Origin of the sequence: Brevibacterium sp. K11IcPPYGO002, assembly GCF_050920635.1 — a bacterium.
Classification (GTDB): Bacteria; Actinomycetota; Actinomycetes; order Actinomycetales; family Brevibacteriaceae; genus Brevibacterium.
In genome coordinates, this window is sequence record NZ_CP131929.1 from 1918082 (window position 1) to 1936737 (window position 18656).

At 64.7% G+C, this 18656-nt stretch carries 17 protein-coding genes and 1 tRNA gene; 9 read left to right on the forward strand and 9 right to left on the reverse strand.

What is annotated here, in order from left to right:
• Window positions 1-47: 47 nt before the first annotated feature.
• The 3 genes from QYM46_RS08715 to QYM46_RS08725 are packed head-to-tail and all read right to left on the reverse strand — an operon-like array spanning window position 48 to window position 3384.
• Window positions 48-1523, reverse strand: a complete 1476-nt coding sequence (locus QYM46_RS08715) for a 3-hydroxyacyl-CoA dehydrogenase NAD-binding domain-containing protein (RefSeq protein ID WP_432791588.1) — start codon at window positions 1521-1523, stop codon at window positions 48-50.
• The gene (locus tag QYM46_RS08720; protein ID WP_432791589.1) at window positions 1520-2431 is read right to left on the reverse strand and encodes a 3-keto-5-aminohexanoate cleavage protein; all 912 of its coding nucleotides are present in this window, start codon (window positions 2429-2431) and stop codon (window positions 1520-1522) included. The genes QYM46_RS08715 and QYM46_RS08720 overlap by 4 nt, the downstream gene beginning before the upstream one ends.
• Window positions 2428-3384: a TetR family transcriptional regulator C-terminal domain-containing protein gene (locus QYM46_RS08725; protein WP_432791590.1), complete on the reverse strand. Its 957-nt coding sequence runs from the start codon at window positions 3382-3384 to the stop codon at window positions 2428-2430. Before QYM46_RS08725 ends, QYM46_RS08720 begins: the two co-directional genes overlap by 4 nt.
• A 160-nt stretch (window positions 3385-3544) precedes the next feature.
• On the opposite strand from QYM46_RS08725, the gene QYM46_RS08730 reads away from it, so the two are divergent.
• Window positions 3545-4918, forward strand: a complete 1374-nt coding sequence (locus QYM46_RS08730) for a pyridoxal phosphate-dependent decarboxylase family protein (protein WP_432791591.1) — start codon at window positions 3545-3547, stop codon at window positions 4916-4918.
• 71 nt (window positions 4919-4989) lie between these two features.
• Here the strand turns inward: QYM46_RS08730 and QYM46_RS08735 are convergent, their stop codons facing one another.
• Entirely contained in the window at window positions 4990-5685 is a 696-nt protein-coding gene (locus QYM46_RS08735) for a YczE/YyaS/YitT family protein (protein WP_432791592.1), read from the reverse strand.
• A 108-nt stretch (window positions 5686-5793) separates the two neighbouring features.
• On the opposite strand from QYM46_RS08735, the gene QYM46_RS08740 reads away from it, so the two are divergent.
• From QYM46_RS08740 to QYM46_RS08755, 4 genes are all read left to right on the forward strand, one after another.
• On the forward strand, window positions 5794-7284 hold the full coding sequence (locus tag QYM46_RS08740) for a PLP-dependent aminotransferase family protein (RefSeq protein ID WP_432791593.1): 1491 nt from the start codon (window positions 5794-5796) through the stop codon (window positions 7282-7284).
• 41 nt (window positions 7285-7325) lie between these two features.
• Complete coding sequence (locus QYM46_RS08745) at window positions 7326-8105, forward strand: YggS family pyridoxal phosphate-dependent enzyme (RefSeq protein WP_432791594.1); 780 nt, start codon at window positions 7326-7328, stop codon at window positions 8103-8105.
• A 96-nt stretch (window positions 8106-8201) separates the two neighbouring features.
• Entirely contained in the window at window positions 8202-9659 is a 1458-nt protein-coding gene (locus QYM46_RS08750; protein ID WP_432791595.1) for a DNA-3-methyladenine glycosylase 2 family protein, read from the forward strand.
• A 58-nt stretch (window positions 9660-9717) separates the two neighbouring features.
• The gene (locus tag QYM46_RS08755) at window positions 9718-10296 is read left to right on the forward strand and encodes a methylated-DNA--[protein]-cysteine S-methyltransferase (RefSeq protein ID WP_432791596.1); all 579 of its coding nucleotides are present in this window, start codon (window positions 9718-9720) and stop codon (window positions 10294-10296) included.
• A gap of 103 nt (window positions 10297-10399) precedes the next feature.
• On the opposite strand, the gene QYM46_RS08760 is transcribed toward QYM46_RS08755, so the two are convergent.
• Together QYM46_RS08760 and QYM46_RS08765 are read right to left on the reverse strand one after the other, a co-directional pair.
• Window positions 10400-10472: transfer RNA gene (locus tag QYM46_RS08760), tRNA-Ala, on the reverse strand.
• Window positions 10473-10658: 186 nt separating this feature from the next.
• Window positions 10659-10886 carry a hypothetical protein gene (locus QYM46_RS08765; protein ID WP_432791597.1) on the reverse strand — a complete coding sequence of 76 codons (228 nt, stop codon included), beginning with the start codon at window positions 10884-10886 and terminating at the stop codon, window positions 10659-10661.
• Between the two features lie 863 nt (window positions 10887-11749).
• Between QYM46_RS08765 and QYM46_RS08770 the strand changes: the two genes are divergently transcribed.
• Both QYM46_RS08770 and QYM46_RS08775 read left to right on the forward strand, forming a co-directional pair.
• Window positions 11750-12655, forward strand: coding sequence for a universal stress protein (locus QYM46_RS08770; protein ID WP_432791598.1), 906 nt, complete (start codon window positions 11750-11752; stop codon window positions 12653-12655).
• A gap of 133 nt (window positions 12656-12788) precedes the next feature.
• Window positions 12789-13532, forward strand: a complete 744-nt coding sequence (locus QYM46_RS08775) for an alpha/beta fold hydrolase (protein WP_432791599.1) — start codon at window positions 12789-12791, stop codon at window positions 13530-13532.
• Between the two features lie 89 nt (window positions 13533-13621).
• Here QYM46_RS08775 and QYM46_RS08780 read toward each other — a convergent pair whose 3' ends face one another.
• Together QYM46_RS08780 and QYM46_RS08785 are read right to left on the reverse strand one after the other, a co-directional pair.
• Entirely contained in the window at window positions 13622-13852 is a 231-nt protein-coding gene (locus QYM46_RS08780) for a hypothetical protein (protein WP_432791600.1), read from the reverse strand.
• A 72-nt stretch (window positions 13853-13924) separates the two neighbouring features.
• The gene (locus QYM46_RS08785; RefSeq protein ID WP_025780928.1) at window positions 13925-14344 is read right to left on the reverse strand and encodes a phage holin family protein; all 420 of its coding nucleotides are present in this window, start codon (window positions 14342-14344) and stop codon (window positions 13925-13927) included.
• A 252-nt stretch (window positions 14345-14596) separates the two neighbouring features.
• On the opposite strand from QYM46_RS08785, the gene QYM46_RS08790 reads away from it, so the two are divergent.
• Both QYM46_RS08790 and QYM46_RS08795 read left to right on the forward strand, forming a co-directional pair.
• On the forward strand, window positions 14597-15907 hold the full coding sequence (locus tag QYM46_RS08790; RefSeq protein WP_432791601.1) for an MFS transporter: 1311 nt from the start codon (window positions 14597-14599) through the stop codon (window positions 15905-15907).
• Between the two features lie 147 nt (window positions 15908-16054).
• Window positions 16055-17524, forward strand: a complete 1470-nt coding sequence (locus QYM46_RS08795; RefSeq protein ID WP_432791602.1) for a peptide MFS transporter — start codon at window positions 16055-16057, stop codon at window positions 17522-17524.
• Between the two features lie 219 nt (window positions 17525-17743).
• Here the strand turns inward: QYM46_RS08795 and QYM46_RS08800 are convergent, their stop codons facing one another.
• On the reverse strand, window positions 17744-18601 hold the full coding sequence (locus QYM46_RS08800) for a CPBP family intramembrane glutamic endopeptidase (protein ID WP_432791603.1): 858 nt from the start codon (window positions 18599-18601) through the stop codon (window positions 17744-17746).
• Window positions 18602-18656 lie beyond the last annotated feature (55 nt).

Below are 18656 nucleotides of genomic sequence, written 5' to 3' on the forward strand. Positions count from 1 at the left end.
CCCGGGCTGCAGAAGGATCGGTTGTCTTCGCAGCCGCTGGTGACGGTTCAGCCGATCGAGCGACCGACCCAATCCGGTTGCTCCGAGGTGATCTGTGAGATCCGGTCGGCAACGGTGTCCGGGAAGGGCACGACTCGGTCCGTCGTCTGATCGACGTGGAGGGCCATGATCTCCTCGGTGGACACGAGCCGGTCCCCGACATACATCTCATAGGCGATGTGCAGCTTCTTGTCTCCGGCACTGACGAGATGCGGAACGACGGTGAGTCGATCGCCGAGCGCCGCCTCGTCGAGATAGCGGATATGGGATTCGACCGTGTACAGGGATGCCTTCTGCGATTCCCGGTAGCCGGCGTCGAGTCCGAGCTGATCCATCACCTGATCGGTGGCGAAGCCGAAGACGAGGACGTAGAACGCCTCGGACATGTGCCCGTTGTAGTCGATCCACTCGGGGGCGACCTCGGTGCTGTAGGTGTTGAGCTGCGATTCCGAGGCGGTCGTCGACGTCGATGCGGACTGCGGGGGCGCAGGTACCGCGGTGGCGGGCAACTGCGAGGTCAGCCGACGCAGCGCGATGATCCCGGCGTCACGATGAGCCACGAGGTCGGCGATCGAACGCTCACCGGCTTCGATATCGCAGCCGGCCACAACATCGTCGCGCAGCTGCTGGCTGAGCTCGGGTGCGCTCAGACGGGTCCACGGAGACTTCAGCGAAGGTCCGAAGTGATCGAGCATATGAGCCATTCCACCCTCGCCGCCGGCGAGGTGGAAGGTGAGCATCGGTCCCTGGAACGGCCAACGCAGTCCGGGGCCGTCGGTGATCGAGCGGTCGATCTGTTCGACCGTGGCTTCACCGTGGGCGACCATGTGAAGGGCCTCCCGCCACTGGGCCTCCTGCAGACGATTGGCGATGAAGCCGGGGACTTCACGGTCCATGCGGATGACGGACTTGCCGATGTGGGTGAAGAATTCAGCGGCCCAGTCGACGGCCGCCGTCGAGGTGGACTGACCGCCGACGACCTCGACCAAGGGGATGAGGTAGGGCGGGTTGAACGGGTGGCCGACGACGAGGCGCTCGGGGTGGGCCGCCTCGGTGGCCATCTCGGTCATGGAATATCCCGAGGTCGACGAGCTGATGACGATATTCGGCGGGCAGAGCCCATCGATCTGGGCCAGCAGTCCGCGCTTGAGCGCGAGATCTTCGGGAGCGGACTCCTGGACGAAACCGGTGCCGGTGATCGCCTCGGCGAGATCGGTGTGGATCGACCATGCGGTCCGGTCGGCTCCCTCGACCATGTCGAGCTCGGCCAGGGCCGGCCATGCCGCGTCGAGGAGTCGTGTGAACTTGTCGCCGGCGTCCGGGGCGGGGTCCCAGATCTTCACCCGGAAGCCCTGAGCGAGGAAGTACGCGGCCCAACCGCCGCCGATGGTTCCCGCGCCGACGCAGGTGACGGTGTCGATCGCGGCGAAGTCGGGGAAGGCAGGCGAGTCGGTGACGGGGTCTGCGGGGGTGGAATCGGTCACAGGTCACCTCCGGTGATGGTCGGGGTCTGCACGCGCAGGTCGAGGATCTCGCGGGCCTCGTCCGGGGTGGCCACGGCCGCCCCGAGGCTCTCGATGATGTCGACGGCGCGCGCGGTGAGGTCGGCGTTCGTGGCCTTGACGCCCTTGGACATGTAGAGGTTGTCCTCGAGCCCGACACGAGCATGACCGCCGGCGAGCACGGAGTGGGCGACCCACGGCAGCTGATTGGCGCCGATGGCGAACGACGTGAATTGGGCGCCCTTGGGCAGCATATTCACCATCGCCGCCAGCAGGCCCGGATCGGCGGGAGCACCGTAGGGGATGCCCATGCACAGCTGGTACAGCGGCGGGGCGTCGATGAGGCCCTCCTCGACGAGGACGTTGGCGAACCACAGATTGCCGGTGTCGAAGATCTCCATCTCCGGACGCACGCCGAGGGTCTGGATCCGCTTCGACCCTTCGCGCAGCATGTCAGGGGTCGAGACGTAGAGGTTCGATCCTTCGCCGAAGTTGAGGCTGCCGCAGTCGATCGTGCAGATCTCGGGCAGCAGCTCCTCGACATGGGGGAGTCGGTCGAGGGCGTTGATGAGGTCGGTGCCCGGCATCGTGGTCAAAGGGTCCTGCGGGTCGATGACGAGGTCGCCGCCCATTCCGGCGGTGAGGTTGATGACGGGGTCGACGTCGGAGGCGCGGATGCGGCGGACGACCTCACGGTAGTAGGCGACCTCGCGTGAGCCCTGTCTGGTCTCGAGGTCGCGGACATGGATGTGGACGACCGAGGCGCCGGCGCGTGCTGCTGCGATCGCGTCGTCGGCGATCTCTTCGGGTGTGACGGGAACGTGCTCGCTCTTGCCGGTGGTGTCTCCGGCGCCGGTGACGGCACAGGTGAGGACGACCTTGCGGTTCATGATGACTCCTTGGATCGATCGGTGTTGGTGACTGGCATTGCGGTGGTCTCGGTTGGGCGTTCAGGGGTGGTCGGTGTGGCTGTTGTGGTCGGTGTGGCCGGTCCGGGCGACGGATGCCTGATCGAGCGGTCGAGGTAGGAGCGCAGACGCTGTGCGAAGGTGTCCGTGTCCATCACTCCGGTGAGCACCTTGATGCCGAGGCCGTCGAGCAGAGAGGTGAGTTCATCGGCCATGGCCCGCGGGTCACCGGAGCGGAAGCGGCCGGTGCGCTGCCCGTCCTCGATCGTCGTCTGCACGGTCTTCGACCAGCGTTCATAGCTGAGCGGATAGTTCGACAACGTCGAGCCCTCGAGCGACAGGCGAGCCCAGGTCTGCAGCCAGATCGACCATTCGCCGCGTTCGGTGCGCCCCAGCGGCGACTGCAGCTCGAGCAGCCGGTCGAGTCTCAGCGCCGGATCGTCGATGTCGTCGAGCCAGGCGATCTGCCGGTCGAAGGCGAGTTTGACCGAGTAGTCGAGGGCGGCGTCGAAGAGGTCGGATTTGTTCGCAAAATAGTAGTGAACGCTCGCGGTCGAGACCTCGCAGGCCTCGGCGACGTCGGCGATGCGCACCGCATCGAAGCCGCGACGGCCGAACAGTGTCCACGCCGCCTCGACGATGGTGCGCTTCGGTGTCTCCTCCTCGGACGCATCGGCGGCCTCGGTCGTCTGCTTCGGCGGCAGTGCGGAGACTTCTGACTCGTCCCCGAGGATCCACCGAACGGTCACCCCGGTGGCCGTGGCCAAGCCGAGGAGCTCCTCGGCCGTGAACCGGCGACGACCCGACAGGGCTTTGGACAGCTTCGTCTCGTCGATGCCGATCGTCGTGGCAACGCGTCTCTGGGACAGGCCGCTGCGGCCGATGGCTCGGCGTGCCCGATCCGCAGTCGCCTCGGGAGGCTGATCACCGCTCATGAGGCGAACCTACCCCAATTCGACCGCTGATCGCAAGATCGAGTGACTGAAAATCAAAACTTGCGATCAGACTGTGGTTTCACCCACGGCGGTGCGTATGCCGTTAATGTCGTACACGGTGGAAGATCCCCATCCTGACCGAGCCCGCCGAGGAGCACCCATGACCGACAGTCTTCATTCCCGCATGCACGTCGTCTCCGATGAGACCCGAAACCTCGTGAATCTCGTACTCGAGTACTCGCGCCGCCGGACTCTGGCCGAGGACACCCCGCTCGACCATCCGACATCGGAGGCCGAGCTGCGTCGACTCGCCGGGCCGACTGTCACCGAGGAGGGGCTGGGATCAGCTCGGGCGCTGGCGATCTTCGAACACATCTTCGCCCCCGCCTGCATCTCCACCGATCATCCGAAGTACCTGTCGTTCATTCCCAGCGCCCCCACGAAGGCCGCGGTGGCCTTCGACCTCGTCGTCTCCGCCAGTGCCCTCTACGGCGGATCGTGGCTCGAAGGCGCCGGAGTCGTCCACGCCGAGAACGAAGTCCTGCGGTGGCTGGCCGGAGAATTCGGGCTGCCGACGGGCGCCGGAGGAGTGTTCGTCCAAGGCGGCACGATCGGCAACCTCTCCGCTCTCGTCGCCGCCCGCAGCGCCCGGAAGGAGAAGCTCGGCCAGGCTCGGCCGGGACGCTGGGTGATCGTGTGCAGCGCCGAGGCCCATTCGTCGGTGGCCTCCGCGGCCGAAGTCATGGACGTCGACATCGCCCCCGTGCCCACCGGCGACGACGGGATCCTGCGGCCCGACGGGGTGCGCGAGGCCCTGATCGAACACGGGGATGCCGTCATCGCGGTGGTGGCCACCTCGGGGACGACGAACTTCGGAACCATCGACGATATCGCCGGCATCGCCGCGCTCAAGGACGAATTCGACTTCTGGCTCCATATCGACGGCGCCTACGGTCTGGCCGCGATGCTCTCAGCGCGGGCACGCCACAAGTTCGCCGGGGTGGAGCAGGCCGATTCGCTCATCGTCGACCCCCACAAATGGCTCTTCGCTCCCTTCGACGCCTGCGCGCTCATCTATCGGGACCCGAATTCGGGGCGGCGAGCGCATACGCAGAAGGCCGAATATCTCGATACGCTCACCGACGCTCAGGACTGGAGTCCCTCGGACTTCGCCATCCAGCTCACGCGCCGGCCGCGCGGGCTGCCTCTGTGGTATTCGCTGGCCAGCTATGGAGCCGAAACCTACCGGGAGGCGATCGGCCATTCGATCGATCTTGCCCGCGAGATCGCCACGGAGATCAAGCACCGTGAGCATCTGCGACTCGTGCGCGAACCCGAACTCTCGGTCGTCGTGTTCGAACGCGACGGTTGGCAGCGATCGGACTATGATGCGTGGTCGGATCGCCTGCTCGAGGACCAGCGTGCCTTCGTGGTGCCCAGCTCGCACCAGGGGCGACCGAACGCCAGGTTCGCCATCGTCAATCCGCTGACGACGTTCGATGATCTCACCGACATCCTCGATTCGATGGAGTGAGCGTCACCTCCAGGGCGGGTTCCGCCCTTCATCGAGGTCCTCGATCTTCGGAGGTTCACGCAGACGGTCGCTCAGTCCTCGGGGACATCCTCGGCGCTGGTCTCAGGCGTCGACCGGGGGCGGAGTTCGACGGTGAATGCGGGAAGCAGCGCCTGAGTGATCGGGCCGATCCCCAGCGCATAGAGGACCGTGCCGACGCCGACGACTCCACCGAGCAGCCAACCGACGGCGACGACGCTGACCTCGATGAGCGTGCGCACCAGTCGGATCGACCGTCCGGTCACTCGGGACAGCCCCGTCATCAGGCCATCGCGCGGACCCGGCCCGAACTGGGAGCCGATGTACATCGCCGAGGCGGCGCCGTTGAGGACGACTCCTGTGACCATGAGTGCGATGTTCCACCCGAGTTCCTCGGGGCGGGGGAGAAACAGGCGGGTGAGATCGAGTGCGGGGCCGACGAGGAGGGCGTTGAGGATCGTGCCGATGCCGGGCTGTTGGCGCAGCGGGATCCAGATGAGGAGCACGAGAAACGCGAGAATGGTGATGATGGTGCCGAACGTCAGGGGCACATGGTTCTGGATGCCGGAGTGGAGGACGTCCCAGGGCATCATGCCCAAACCGGCGTTGACCATCATCGCCATCGAGGCGCCGAAGAGGTAGAGGCCGAGGACCAACTGGGGGAGGCGCCGCCACAGCCGTCCGCCGCGCAGCTGTGTGATGGGACCGACATTGGCCAGCTGACGTTTCGGTGCTCTCATCGTGCTCATCCGGCGGCTTTCTCTGGGGTGCGATCACTGGAACAGCTCCATCATGGCCGAAATTGGTCTTGCGCGAAATAGCCACTTGCCGGAAAGTGGTCCCATGAGGTCTGAGCCATGAGCACACCGGTTTTGGGAGCCAAACGACTCGTCGGCATCATCGGCGACGGTCCGTGGAGGGCGCCTGCCTTCGAATCGCTGGCCGCTGCGGTTGCCGCGGCGATCACCGACGGGCGGCTCCCTGTCGGAGCACGACTGCCGAGCGAACGGGAGCTTGCTGCCGTGATCGGTCTGTCCCGGACGACGACGGGTCGCGCCTATGCCCAACTGCGGGAACAGGAGTACATCCTCACCCGCCGTGGCTCCGGCAGCATCGTGCAGCTGCCGACAGTCCCCGGCGGCCGCATCGACCACCTGCTCTCACCTGCTGGCGCGGATGACACGGAGATCGACCTGACCTGCACCGCGCCGGTCGCGGCCCCGGACATCCTCGGCGCCTATGACAGGGCGCTGTCTCGTTTGGGTGCCTATCTTCCCGGCACCGGATACTATCCGTCCGGGTTGCCGGTCCTGCGTGAGATCATCGCCGACCGCTATACCCGCCGCGGCGCACCGACCGATCCCGACCAGATCCTCATCACCTCCGGGGCGTTCGGCGGTGCGGCCATCGCCGTCCGCGCCCTCCTCAACGTCGAACCGGATGAGGCCGCGCGCCTCGGAGGGGCACGGTCGACCTCCCGAGTCCTCGTCGAAAGCCCCACCTACCCCAACGCGATCGCCACGCTCGAAGGCGCAGGCGCCGCTCTCGTGACCTACCCCCTCGAGTTCGGGCCCCAGGGGCACCATTGGGACACCGACGCCATGGATCAGCTCATGGGGCAGATGCGTCCGCGCAGCGCCTATCTCATCCCCGACTTCCACAATCCGACCGGTGCCCTGATGGGTGAGGCCCAGCGCCGCGATCTCGCGAACGCTCTTCGCCGACATCGCGTCGTTCCCGTCTTCGACGAATCCCTCGTCGAACTCGGACTGGAGGGAGGTCGGATGCCCTCCCCGATGTCCGCGCTCATCCCCGACTCGGTGACGGTCGGCAGCGTGAGCAAGATCTATTGGGGAGGGCTGCGGATCGGATGGATGCGCATTCCCCGCCACCGGGTGGACCATTTCGCCTCCTCCCGACTCGGACTCGATCTGGGAGCTCCGGTGCTCGAACAGCTCGTCACCGTCGAACTCATGGACAGCCATGATGCAGTCGTCGCCGACACTCGTTCCCGGCTCAGATCCGCCCGCGACCTGCTTGCCGCTCAGGTGAGGTCATGGGTGCCGGATTGGAAGCTCATCGTCCCGTCGGGTGGAATGGCGCTGTGGGCCGAACTTCCGGAGGCTCGATCCGCGGCGCTCTCGATCGCTGCCAGGAACCATGGTCTCCGCCTCGTCGCCGGACCGAACTTCGCCCCGGCCGGTGGACTCGATCGATGGATGCGCCTGCCCTACACGGTGCCCGAGCCCGAATTGGAACAGGTCGGGCCGCGATTGGCCGCTGCGTGGGAAGAAGCCAAAGCGATGACCGGACGAGGGCCGACCCGTCGGGCTCGCATCGTGGCGTGAATACCACCGGCACGGGCCGAGAACCTGAGTACGATGACAATATGGGAGATGACAGCGGACTCAGTCATGACGAGCGGTACTCGACGGCGACGACCGTCGAGGAGTTCCGAGCCAATATCGCCGAGGTGGAGCGCCGGATCGCCGCTGCCGCCGAGCGTGCCGGCCGTGACCGGAACGACATCGAGCTGCTGCCCGTGAGCAAGACCGTTCCCCAAGAGCGCATCCGTCTGGCCGTTGCCGCCGGATGTGCGAAGTTCGGCGAGAACAAGGTGCAGGAAGCCCACCGCAAATCCGAGGAGATGGCCGATCTCGACATCGATTGGGCAGTCATCGGGCATCTCCAATCGAACAAGGCCAAGGACGTGGCGACGTTCGCCCGTGAATTCCAGGCGCTCGACCGGCTCAAGGTCGCCAGGGCACTCGACCGCCGACTCCAAGGGGAGGGGCGCAGTCTCGACGTCTACGTCCAGGTCAACACCTCCTCCGAGGACTCCAAATTCGGTATGCCCCCGGAAGAGCTTCCCGGCTTCCTCCGAGAAGTGCGAGCATTCTCGAGTCTCAAGGTGCAGGGCCTGATGACCTTGGCGATCTTCTCCTCGGACATCGATCGCGTCCGCTCCTGCTTCCAGCTGCTGGCCGGACTGCGTGACCAGGTTCGCGAAACCGATCCTGACCTCCTCGGCCCGGGCCGGCTGTCGATGGGCATGTCCGGTGACTTCGAGGTCGCCATCGAAGAGGGATCAGACTGCGTGCGCGTCGGACAGGCCATCTTCGGTCGACGGGCGCTGCCGGACTCCCACTACTGGCCCGAATCCGACTGATCGGCCACATCCGCGTCTTCCCGCGTCCCCGGTGCCCGCCACTGTCGTGACCGAAATCCGCTAGTAATCGGTCTTCTTCCGACGGAGAATAGAACCATGTTCACGTCCGACCAGTGCTATCAGGCAGTCACCTCCCGGGACCGACGCTTCGACGGAATGTTCTTCACCGCGGTGCGCACCACCGGGATCTTCTGCCGTCCGTCGTGTCCGGCGAGGACTCCTCGGCGGGAGAATGTGGACTTCTTCGTGACCGCTGCGGCCGCGGCAGATGCCGGTTTCAGGGCCTGCCGACGGTGCCGTCCGGATGCCAGTCCGAATTCGCCGCAATGGGACACCCGTGGCGACGTCGCGGCCCGGGCCATGCGTCTCATCCGCGACGGCGCCGTCGACCGCGGGGGAGTTGAGGCCCTCGCCGCCGAACTCGGCTACAGCAGTCGTCAGCTCGGGCGGCTCCTCCATGCTGAACTCGGTGCCGGACCTCTGGCCCTGGCTCGCACCGAACGGGTGCGCACTGCCAGGACACTCATCGAGGCCACCTCGATGCCGATGAGCGACATCGCCTTCGCCGCCGGCTTCTCCAGTATCCGACAGTTCAACGACACCGTCCGCACGATGTACGCGATCAGCCCACGACAGCTGCGCCGAGTCGGCGCCGAGCATTCGGTCGCCGACGAAGTCGTGCTCCGGTTGGCGTATCGTCCGCCGTTCGACTTCTCGCACCTGCTCGGGTATTTGGCGGTGAGAGCCGTGACCGGAGTCGAGCACGTCGCGGACGACGCCTACACTCGGTCGATGCGGCTCGCGCACGGTCCCGCAGTCATCACGGTGCGGCAAGGAGCCGGGGACTTCGTCGAATGTCGACTCCGCTTGGCCGATACCCGCGACCTCGGCAGCGCGGTCGCTCGGGTTCGGCGCCTCCTCGACCTCGATGCCGACCCCGAGGCGATCGCCGCGACTCTGCGGTCCGCGGGCCTGCGCGGACTCGTCGACGACTATCCGGGAATCCGTTCGCCGGGCCACAGCGACCCTGTCGAACTGGCGGTGAGGACAGTCCTCGGCCAGCAGATCTCCTTGGCCGCTGCCCGCACTCACTTGGAGCGCCTCGTCGCAGGAGTCGGAGAATCGCTGCCGCAGGAGTTGAGTTCCGACGGCGTCGAGCGGGTCTTTCCCACCGCCGAGGCGATTGCCGCAGTCCCCGCCTCCGACTGGGCCCTGCCGGCGAGTCGGATCAGGACGATTCGCGCACTCTCCGCGGCCCTGGCCGACGGCAGTGTGGACCTCGGTGCCGGCAGTGACCGCGAGGACGCGAGCCGGAACCTGCTGGAGCTTCCCGGAATCGGTCCGTGGAGCAACGGCTATATCCGGATGCGCGCCCTCGGAGACCCCGATGTCTTCATGGCCTCCGACCTGGGCGTGAAGAAGGCTATGGCCGAACTCGATGAGGACTCATCGGCGCCCGCCGATTGGAAGCAGCTTGCCATGAATTGCAGTCCCTGGCGCTCCTACCTCACTCACCTGCTGTGGGCTCATCACGCTCGCAGCGCTCAAAGCTGACCTGCACCACGAATGAATGACCGACCTCACGCCCTACCCACACGAAGGACAAGCTGACATGACCAACTCGGCCACAACACAGACCCGACCCGACGCCGCACAAGAACTCAACGTGAGCATCGACCTGCCGATCGCCTCGGCGCCGGTGTATTCGACGATCCTCGACACGGAACTGGGGTCGATCCTGCTCACCTCCGATGGGGACCACCTGACGGGTCTCTACTTGGAGGTCTCCGAGGCGATCGATGCTCGACTCGACAGAGCGTTCGGCATCGAACCGACTCCGGCAGACGGCCTGGAGATCTTCCACCGCACCGAGGAACAGCTGGGGGAGTACTTCGCGGGAAAACGCACCCGGTTCGATCTGCCGTTGGCGGCGAAGGGGACCGAATTCCAACGCTCGGTGTGGCAAGCGCTGACACAGATCCCCTACGGCAGCACCGCAGGCTATGGTCAGCTGGCTGAAATGCTGGGGCGGCCCGGGGCGGCTCGGGCGGTGGGGGCGGCCAACGGAAAGAATCCCATCAGCATCATCGTCCCTTGCCACCGCGTCATCGGAGCGGACGGATCTCTGACCGGCTACGCATGGGGAGAGGAGAAGAAGCGCACCTTGCTCACCCTGGAATCCCGCCCCTAATTACTACCTGACGGGGGCCCAGCAACCTGGCGCGAGGTTGCTGGGCCCCCGTCAGGTAGCAAGAAGGGCCGGGATCCTTGTTCGGATCCCGGCCCTTCAGCGGTGGAGGTAAGGGGATTCGAACCCCTGACCTTCTCCATGCCATGGAGACGCGCTACCAACTGCGCCATACCCCCGCTTGCCTGATCAATATTACCCAGGTGTGGGTGAGAGACCAAATCGGCGGAGAGTGACGCTCGCCACAAGGGCGGAAATGCTGGATCCCCGTGTTCAGGCACTGATCGGGCACGACCCCGCGGCCCGAGTCCGATGAACTCGGGCCGCGGCGAGTCAGCTATCCGCCGAGGAATCTCCGCGGCGGATCAGACGAACGGCCGGACCTGGCTGAGGTAGCGCACGATATCCCGCTCCCGGAGTTCACGTACACGCTCCTCGCGAGCGTGTTCGCGCAGGCGAGCCTGCTGACGGCGGGCCGTTTTCAGACGGCGGGTCTCGGGGGTTGGGGCTGGGCGGCGCGCCCACCGGATGAGCTTCATTCCGGTGCTCAGGGCCCAGCGTCGTGGATAGGTGAATGGGAACGTGGTGGACACAATTCTTCCTCGTGGTTTTCGGGCAGGGGATATCCGCAAATGGGCAGGAGATATCCCGGAATGACGATTAATGAACTATTGCCGAAAAAGCCGTCACAATGACGATGAATCGTCGGCATAAGGATGCATATGACAAAAGCGATTAATAGTCATTGTGGCAATAGGTCGTTGAAATGACAGATTCACTGAGATGGCAAAGGAATTCGCTGGGGAATCCGAGCCGGTCGACTGCTCAGCGGAAAGCGCAAGGAGGTGCGGCGCTGTCGTGCGAATGCAGCTGATCGGATGCCGAGCTCAATGATGTCGGCATGAGGTGGCCGGATCAGGTGCGGCAACTGGCGGTGCCGAAGCACAGCAGGGATGCCGAAAGTGATCTGGCCACAAGCCAGGCGTGAAGAATGCCGGATATCAGGCAACCGGTGGCTCAGAGGACAACGGTGGCCGGAAGCCAACCGGTGGAAAAGACGCGAGAGACGGCTGTGTCAGCCGACGAGTCCTTGTCCGCCAATCGGGCAGGCAGCATATTCATGCCAAGGCGTTCGAAGGTCAGGGCCTGCAAGAAAATTCATCATCGTCACTGCTCTCCTTTCATGGTCGTGGATCTCGTGAGGACGGCGTCAACGTCCGCAATTGTCAAGGTGCAATCAGGGTGGTGTCTGCGAATCCGTAATTGCACTGTCGAATTTAGCACAGCTTTCATCGCGCGTGGGAGTTTTGTTCATTATTTTCTCAAAAGAATTCTCACTTCGTCTGTTCGGGTGAGAAAGACAGTTCGTGAAAGCTGTTGGTCGAAGCGCTGTTTGGGCCGACGTAGAATCAGAGGAGACGTGCATCAGTCGGACACGCAGCTTGAGGAGTTGAGGATGTCAGAGACCGCCACCACCAGACGCCTGGTCGTCGGATACATCGCCACGGATCGGGGACGGGATGCGATCTCGCTGGCCATTTCGATCGCGCGTTCCATCGACGTCGAGCTCGTGGTCACCATCATCCGTCCCGAATCATCGACCATTCTCGCCGGCAGCGCAGTGCCGAAGGACGGCGCGGGGATCGTGGCCCAGCAGATCGACGACTGGCTTGGCGAAGCCCTGGCCCTCATTCCCGACGACGTCCGCGCCAGAGGCTCCATCCACATCGCTTCGAACGAGTCCAAGGGCCTCATGGAGGTCGCAGAGAAGGAAGGCGCACTGGGCATCGTCATCGGCGCGCGGGCCACCACCTTGATGCGACAGCTGCGCATCGGCACGGTCGCCTCGTCTCTGCTGCACTCGTCGCCGGTGCCCGTCGTGCTCGCCCCGTCGGGGCGGTCGGATATCGGACCGATCTCGCGAGTGACCGCACTCTACGGTGCTCGCCCCGGCGCCTCGGCACTCATCGGTGCCGCCATCGAATCGGCTGTCGGCCTCGACGTCGACCTCAGACTGCTGTCCCTGATCGAGAACGACGGGCTCTACGACGACGAGGTCGCCGAGATCACCGAATTCGCCGAACAGTACGGGGGAGCGGTGCTGGCGGATCGAGCATCAGAGATGCTGACCTCGGCCCGCGCCACAGTGAGAACCAAGGCTGGTGCCGACATCGAAGAGGCGGCCGAGACCATCGACTGGCAGCCCGGAGACCTCGCGTTCATCGGCTCGAGTCGCCTGGGCCGCGGCGGCAAGGTCGCGGTCGGTGCGCGAGCCCGCCGGCTTCTGCGTGTGCTTCCCGTCCCCGTCGTGGTCGTCCCTCGCCGGGCCGTCAGTCGTCTGCGTACCCACGAAACCGACTGAGGTGCGGACACGACAATCACAGCGGACGGACATCCGGCTGGGCTCGCACAGCACAGCCGCGTGGCTCCACCCGGGTGACCGGCGTCGGCGTCCTCTGCTGATGGTGCATGGATTCCGCGGCGACCATCATGGAATGGAGCTGATCGCCGGCAGCATCACCGACCGTGAGGTGATCGTGCCCGATCTGCCCGGATTCGGGCTCACTGGTCCGCTGGACTCAGGCTCGTCGCTGTCGGCCTTCGTCGACTACCTCACAGGACTGCGCGCCGAGGTCGGCAGACAGCGGGGCCTGACTCCGATCCTCGTGGGGCACTCCTTCGGATCGATCCTGGTCAGCCATCTCGCGGCATCTCACAAAGACGTCATCGACGAGCTCGTGCTCATCAACCCGATCACCAGCCCCGCTCTGGAGGGTCCCGCGCGGTTCCTCACCGCGGTCACCCGCGCCTACTACGCCCTCGGTGCGCGGCTTCCCGCGCGAACCGGCCGGTCCTTGCTGAGCAGCCCTGCGATCGTCCGCGCCATGAGCGTGGCCATGGCCACGACCCGCGATCCCGGGCTGCGTCGCTACATCCACGATCAGCACAGGCGGCATTTCTCGTCGTTCGCCGACCGGCAGTCCCTGTCGGAGGCGTTCGCGACATCCGTCGCACACACCGTCACCGAGGTGGCCGACCACCTGACGATGCCCATGCTCGTCATCGCCGGCGACAGGGATGCGATCGCGCCGATCGAGCCTACCCGCGCATTCGTCGCCGAACTCTCCGATGTCGAATTCGTGGAATTGGGCGCGGTGGGCCATCTGGTGCACTATGAGCGTTCGGTCGAAGCCGCCTCGGCGATCATGGATTTCTGTCACCGGCGAATCGACGCGTGATGCGGCGCGTGACAAGGCGAAGAGAAAGCCGATGAATCGACGAGAAGGGCCGCTGCGCTGATGCGCAGCGGCCCTTCTCATTTCTTAGATCAGCGGCGGGAGTCGCGAGCCCAGCGGTAGACAATCGGGACGAGGAAAGCGAAGCTCGATGCGAGCAGACCGCCCCAGAACACCCAGAACTCGGTTCCCTCGGGTGAGGAGAACGCGGCGCCGAAGAGGTAGAGCCCGAATACGAAGAGCGCGAAGGCGACGATGAAGACGATGACATCGGCAAACGATGCGGAATTGCGGGTTCTCTTCGGGGCGGCGATATCGGACATGGTCTCCTCCGGCACAGTTTCTGGTGGTCAGCTGACTCTCAGCAACAGTCTACATCGCGTAGAGGACTTTGCTCATCTCCGGTCGTGGTCGGCGCTTCGCTCCGGGACCAGCCATCCGAGCAGCGCGGAGACGATCGAGACGATGATCGCGGCGAGGATGGCGGAGAAGAAGAACGAATCGATGGTGAAGACGAACGGAGTGAACCCGCTGAGCCAACTCGTCAGTGCCAGCATGATCGCGTTGATGACGATGGAGAACAGTCCCAGAGTCAGACACGTGATGGGGGCCGAGACGAAGCTGAGGATCGGTTTGATGAAGGCGTTCGCCAACCCGAAGATGAGGCCGATGACAAGGTAGGAGATGATCATCGCCGGGATGGCCCCGGCCTGCTCCTCGACGACCCGGTTCCCTGTGATCGTCACGCCCGGCAGAATCCAGGCGGCCACCCAGATCGCACATGCGTTGACGATGACGCGAGACAAGAAGTTCATATGCGTCATCCTCGCAGACCGATCTGCGTTCTTTCTGAGTCGCGGATGGGAATGGGGTCTGTGCCATGGTGATGAAACTCAACGCCGCGGGGTGCGCTGCCACTCGAATCGGGCGGACAAACGCAGTAGCCTGAAGACGAGCCTTCCGGTTCGACTTTCTCAGACCAACAGCGTGCATCTACCGAGTGATTTGATCCAGGTCACCACGGCGGCACGATCTCCCGGACGAGCGGGAGCAGAAACTGGATTGATATGACAGACAGCGACATACCCGCCTCGGTCCGCCACCCAGCCGCTCAGCAGTCCTCACCGACTCTGTTCTCGGCCGTCGGACGCAGCTACTTTCCGATCGCCTTCGTTGCCCGCATGCCGTTCGCCATGATCGTCGTCGGTGTCCTCACCCTCGTTGTGGCCGGCCGCGGATCCCTGAGCCTGGGCGGAATCAACTCCGCCATGGTCGGACTCGGCACGGCACTGTTCGGTTCCTTCATCGGGGCGGCCGCCGATCGTTGGGGGCAGCGCTACGTGCTGCTCATCGCCGGCATCCTCAACTGTGCGGCACTGACCTTCATGGCGTGGGTCGTCTTCAGCCCGCTGCCGGATCTCGTCGTCTTCATCGCCGCCTTCGCGATCGGTGCCACCTCGCCCCAGGTCGCCCCGATGTCGCGGTCACGTATCGTCGACATCGTCATGTCGGTGCTGCCGTCGCCGAGGCGGCCGAAGGTGCTCAACGCCACGATGGCCTACGAATCCGCCGCCGATGAGGTCATCTTCGTCTTCGGGCCCTTCCTCGTCGGACTCTTGGCGACGTTCTTCACCCCGGTCGCGCCCATCATCGGGGCGATCGTGATGACGTTGATCTTCGTCTCCGCCTTCGCACTGCACCCGACGGGGCGGGCCCGGACGACCGGGACGTCGAGCAGCCTCGGCGAGCGTGCCCCGGCCAAGGACATGTTCACCTCAGGTGTCTTCGTCATCATCCTCGGCGTCTTCGGCGTCGGAATGGTGTTCGGTTCGACGCTGACCGCACTGACCGCGCTGACCAACGACATCGGACGACCGGAGGAGGCCGGTCTCATCTACGGGGTGATGGGCATCGGCTCGGCGGTCCTGGCGATCTCGGTGGCGCTCTTCCCCTCATCATTCGCGCTGTGGGCCCGGCTGCTGTGCTTCGCGCCGATTATGGTCACCGGGTCGATCATCCTCGCGTCGACGGAGTCGATGCCGGTCATCGTCATGGCACTGCTGCTCATGGGCATGGGAATCGGACCGAGCCTGGTGACCCTGTTCAGCCTCGCTGCCGAACGCGCCCCGCTCGGGCGGTCGGCGACCGTGATGTCGATGGCGGGGTCGGCGATCATCGTCGGCCAATCGGTGTCCTCGGCGGTCAATGGCATCCTCGCCGAGGATCTGGGGACGGCCGTGGCGATGGCTGTTCCGGTGGCCGCCTCGGCGATCGTCCTGAGTGCCGGTGTCCTCAATCTGTTCGTCGGCAGGAACCGCGATCGTAACGCTGACAAGCCGTCACGCAGGCGCGTAACAGAGGCCGAAGAAGAGATCTGAATCACTCTGACTTTCCGCTTTTTGGGACGGCGCGTCCCAGGCATTGCCAGGTGTGACCACGGCAAAACCGAGGAGTAGGATGTCCGCTGGTCCATCGTGAAGTGCGCCACGGATCGTGGCCTCTCACACCACTACGGAAAGCACACAATGTCTTCAAGCACCTCGACGACCGAGGCCGTTCGCAGCGATACCCGCTTCTTCGGACACCCTCTGCCGCTCATGCAGCTGTTCAGCCTGGAACTGTGGGAGCGATTCTCCTACTACGGGATGAACGGCATCCTCGCCATCTACCTCTACTTCAGCGTCACCGACGGCGGCATGGGGATGGAGCAGGGCACGGCCGTGGGGATCGTCGGTGCGTACGGCGGTGCCGTCTTCCTCGCCACCATCCTCGGCGCTTGGCTCGCCGATCGCCTCGCCGGAGCGGAGAAGGTCCTCTTCTACTCGGCCGTCATCATCATGATCGGCCACATCTGCTTGGCATTCATCCCCGGCTATGGGGGAGTGGCGGTCGGCCTCATCCTCGTCGCACTCGGCTCCGGCGGTCTGAAGGCGAACGCCTCGGCACTGGTCGGTGAACTCTACGAAGAGAAGGACCCGCGTCGTGACGCCGGCTTCACCATCTTCTATATGGGCGTGAACATCGGCGCTCTCCTCGGCCCGCTGCTCACTGGTCTGCTGCAGAAGAACATCGGATTCCACTACGGGTTCGGGGCCGCCGCGGTCGGCATGGCCCTGGGCCTCATCATCTACCTCACCGGTCGCAGGAGTCTGCCGCCGGAGTCCCGTGTCGCGGTCAATCCGCTGCCGAAGAACAAGCTCTACCTCTTCTTCGTGGCCGTTGTGGTCGTCGTTCTCCTCTCCGTCATTCTGTGGATGACGAAGATCGTCAACCCCGAGAACCTCGATTGGTGGATCGCCGGAGTCTCTGCCGGTGCGGCCGCCTGCTACTTCATCGTCATGTACACCTCGCCGCAGACGAATGGCGACGAGCGCTCCCGCGTCATTGCCTATATCCCGTTCTTCATCACCGTCGTCATCTTCTGGTCGATGTACCAGCAGATCTTCGGTGTTCTGACCGTCTACTCGGATACCCAGCTCAACCGCTCGATCTTCGGGTGGGAGATGCCGATCAACTGGATCCAGCTGATCCCTGCGTTCTTCGTCATCGTCTTTGCCCCGCTGTTCGCCACGGTGTGGATGAAGCTCGGTCCGAAGCAGATCTCGACACCGGTCAAGGCCGGACTGTCTCTCGTGCTCATCGGCATCGGCTTCCTCATGTTCCTGCCCTTCGCTGAGGCCGGTCCCAATGAGACGCCGCTGCTGTGGGTGGCTCTGACCCTCGCCGTCTTCGTCTTCGGTGAGCTGCTCATCTCGCCGGTGGGACTCTCGTTCTCGACGAAGGTCGCTCCGAAGGTCTTCCAGTCGCAGATGATCGCCGTGTTCTTCCTCGCCTCGGGCGTGGGAACGGCACTGTCCGGTGTGCTCGGCGGCTACTTCGACACTGCCAATCAGGCGCCGTACTGGCTCTCTGTCGGCGGTTCGACGGTCGTGCTCGGCCTGCTCGCTCTCACCCTGACGAAGCCGATGCTGAGGCTGCTGCGCGGAATCCGCTGAGTCCGCTGCCGCGCGAACAGTCACCACCGCACGCAGGTCCCTCTGAGTCACCGACTCGGAGGGACCTGCGTCATCCGGGGCGACCATCGCTGCCCGAAAGTGTCTCTTCAGCGCGTTGCAGCAGGAGGGCGCGGGGCCAGCTGTCGGATATGCGAGTTCCGGCGAGGGACGCCGGGCGTCGAGTGGCTGCCTGCCTCGCCTCAGACTCTGATGACGATGTCAGACGCCGATGAAGATGGGCAGCGCGTCGGGGTGGTGGGCGTGGACGATCGTGAGGAACACGAGCGCGTCGAAGAGCAGGTGCACCGTGACCGTATAGGGCAGTGACTTCGTGCGGGTGAAGATGAAGGCCTGCACGAGCGCGAAGGGGATCGTCAGCAGCGGCCCGATCGACCGGTAGCCGAGCTCCCAGAGGAACGAGACGAAGATGATCGTGGTGAACACGTTCGCCGTCCAGAACGAGAAGTGTGTGCGCAGCAGGGCGAAAACCGTGCAGATGAAGAACAGCTCATCCCAGATGCCCACGGCATTGACCCCGAAGAACAGTCGGATGATCTCCGACCAGTTCGTCAGCGGCGGCCAGTTGAGGTAGACCCCGGTGCGCATGAAGTACTGCGGCAGCACCGCCCATGCGACCACGACGACGAAGACCAGCCATGCCCACTCCAGCCGCGACCAGGGCTGGCCGCGCCGCAGCGGGAATCGGATCGTCCGGTCATGGAAGACGTACCGGGTCACCAGCCACGGGCCGATGACGACGGCGGAGAGCACCACACCCATGCGGGCGATGTTCGTCCAGGAGATATCGGCCTCGACCGAGATCGCCGAGATGAGTGCGAGACAGGCGGCGATGATGCTGAGGTCTCTGGCGAAGCGCCGATTGACACTCCACGCGGTGACCAGAGCAGCAAGCATCGGAACGTATCCGAAGGCGCGGACCTGCGGAAACGTCGTTCCCACACCGAAGAGCACAACAGCCGAGACCGCCAGCAGAGCAGCCGCGGCAGCCTCCCAGCTGATCGACTTCAGCTGTGAGGACTCGATGGTTACTGCTCGGTCAGTGTCCACGCTCCACACTGTAGACGAACACGGCCCGCCCCGCACTGGATGACCTGCGTCGACTCGCACCGGA

Excerpts from the sequence above, each read along its gene's own strand:
- QYM46_RS08750 (WP_432791595.1), top strand. The coding sequence starts at position 8,202 with ATGTTCACGTCCGACCAGTGCTATCAGGCAGTCACCTCCCGGGACCGA.
- QYM46_RS08770 (WP_432791598.1), top strand. The coding sequence starts at position 11,750 with ATGTCAGAGACCGCCACCACCAGACGCCTGGTCGTCGGATACATCGCC.
- QYM46_RS08790 (WP_432791601.1), top strand. The coding sequence starts at position 14,597 with ATGACAGACAGCGACATACCCGCCTCGGTCCGCCACCCAGCCGCTCAG.
- QYM46_RS08735 (WP_432791592.1), bottom strand. The coding sequence starts at position 5,685 with ATGAGCACGATGAGAGCACCGAAACGTCAGCTGGCCAATGTCGGTCCC.
- QYM46_RS08730 (WP_432791591.1), top strand. The coding sequence starts at position 3,545 with ATGACCGACAGTCTTCATTCCCGCATGCACGTCGTCTCCGATGAGACC.
- QYM46_RS08775 (WP_432791599.1), top strand. The coding sequence starts at position 12,789 with ATGGAGCTGATCGCCGGCAGCATCACCGACCGTGAGGTGATCGTGCCC.
- QYM46_RS08780 (WP_432791600.1), bottom strand. The coding sequence starts at position 13,852 with ATGTCCGATATCGCCGCCCCGAAGAGAACCCGCAATTCCGCATCGTTT.
- QYM46_RS08785 (WP_025780928.1), bottom strand. The coding sequence starts at position 14,344 with ATGAACTTCTTGTCTCGCGTCATCGTCAACGCATGTGCGATCTGGGTG.
- QYM46_RS08755 (WP_432791596.1), top strand. The coding sequence starts at position 9,718 with ATGACCAACTCGGCCACAACACAGACCCGACCCGACGCCGCACAAGAA.
- QYM46_RS08745 (WP_432791594.1), top strand. The coding sequence starts at position 7,326 with ATGGGAGATGACAGCGGACTCAGTCATGACGAGCGGTACTCGACGGCG.
- QYM46_RS08795 (WP_432791602.1), top strand. The coding sequence starts at position 16,055 with ATGTCTTCAAGCACCTCGACGACCGAGGCCGTTCGCAGCGATACCCGC.
- QYM46_RS08720 (WP_432791589.1), bottom strand. The coding sequence starts at position 2,431 with ATGAACCGCAAGGTCGTCCTCACCTGTGCCGTCACCGGCGCCGGAGAC.
- QYM46_RS08740 (WP_432791593.1), top strand. The coding sequence starts at position 5,794 with ATGAGCACACCGGTTTTGGGAGCCAAACGACTCGTCGGCATCATCGGC.
- QYM46_RS08725 (WP_432791590.1), bottom strand. The coding sequence starts at position 3,384 with ATGAGCGGTGATCAGCCTCCCGAGGCGACTGCGGATCGGGCACGCCGA.